This is a genomic window from Rhodoferax ferrireducens (assembly GCF_003347515.1).
Classification (GTDB): Bacteria; Pseudomonadota; Gammaproteobacteria; order Burkholderiales; family Burkholderiaceae_C; genus Rhodoferax.
Genome location: NZ_QEII01000289.1, coordinates 1 through 1,245 on the forward strand (window position 1 = coordinate 1; position 1,245 = coordinate 1,245).

The following is a 1,245-nucleotide window of genomic DNA, read 5'->3' on the forward strand; positions in this document are numbered from 1 at the left end:
GCGACCATCTGTACCTGCTGGAAGATTTCACGGTTTGCCACAACACCGAGCTGGCCACGGCCATTCTGCTGGCCGCCAAGAACAACGGCAAGCGCGGTGGTTTTCTGGCCGATCGCATCAGCCTGTGTACCCAAACCTCCGAGCGTTTCGATAAGTACGGCCTCGATCACGGCATGATGCAGGCATCGCACTGGCGCTTTCGCCCCAGCGAGTTGGTCCAGGTGTGCAGCGTGCAAACCTTGGCCCGGCGCAAGTGGCCGGAAATGAGTTTGATCGTGGTGGATGAGGCTCATGTTCTGAACGACGTGGTCAAGAAGAAGTTGGCTGCCAAAGACTGCTACGCCATCGGCTTGTCGGCTACCGCCGTGACGCCCGGCTTGGGCAAGTATTTCGATACGGTCGTCAACGCGCCCACCACGAACCGCCTGATTGAAATGGGCCGTCTGGTGCCTTTGCGCTACTTCGCATGCACCGCGCCGGATATGGATGGCGTCAAGGTTGTGGCTGGCGAATGGGATGCCAAAGAAACCGACAAGCGCGCCCTGCAAGTCGTTGGCGACGTGGTGCATGAGTACCTGCAAAACGGCCAGGGCAAAAAGTTCATCGGCTTTGCCGCCTCGATCGTGCACGCCCAGGAACTGCAACGCCAGTTCATCGCCTCCGGTATCAACGTGGCCACCTATACCGCCGACGACCAGCCGGAAGACCGCGCCGAAATCGTTCAAGAGTTCAAGAAAGCCGACAGCAGCATTCGCGGAATTTTGTCAGTGGAGGCCTTGACGCGTGGCTTCGATGTCGCCGATGTCGAGGTCCTGATTCTGGCCCGGCCGCTGCGCAGCTCGCTCGCTGTCCACATTCAGATGCTGGGCCGCGTCATGCGGACCTTCGAGGGAAAGTTTGAAGCCATCGTGCTGGACCATTCTGGCAACGTCGCCCGGTTCTGGAAGGCGTGCAACGAGCTTTTCGAGAACGGTGTTTCTGAGCTGGACGACGGCAAGAAAAAGGAAAAGAAGAAGGAAGCCGCTGAAGACAAAGAAAAGGAACTGGTCAAGTGCCCGCATTGTCGCGCGATGCACATGCCCCGGCCATCCTGCCCTTCATGTGGTCATGAGTACCCGCGCAAGGCCGCCATCGAGCATGTGCCCGGCACGCTGAAAGAACTCGTCGCCACCGGCAACCCCGCGCTGATGCGCAAGATGCTTTGGCCACAGGTTTGCTCAATCGTGCTGGAGGCCACCCCGGATA

At 59.3% G+C, this 1,245-nt stretch carries 1 protein-coding gene; it reads left to right on the top strand.

Annotation, left to right across the window (positions count from 1 at the left end; genetic code table 11):
- Positions 1-1,245, top strand: a 1,245-nt coding sequence (locus C5P05_RS17520; protein WP_114971130.1) for a 50S ribosomal protein L32, incomplete at both ends; no start/stop codon positions are given.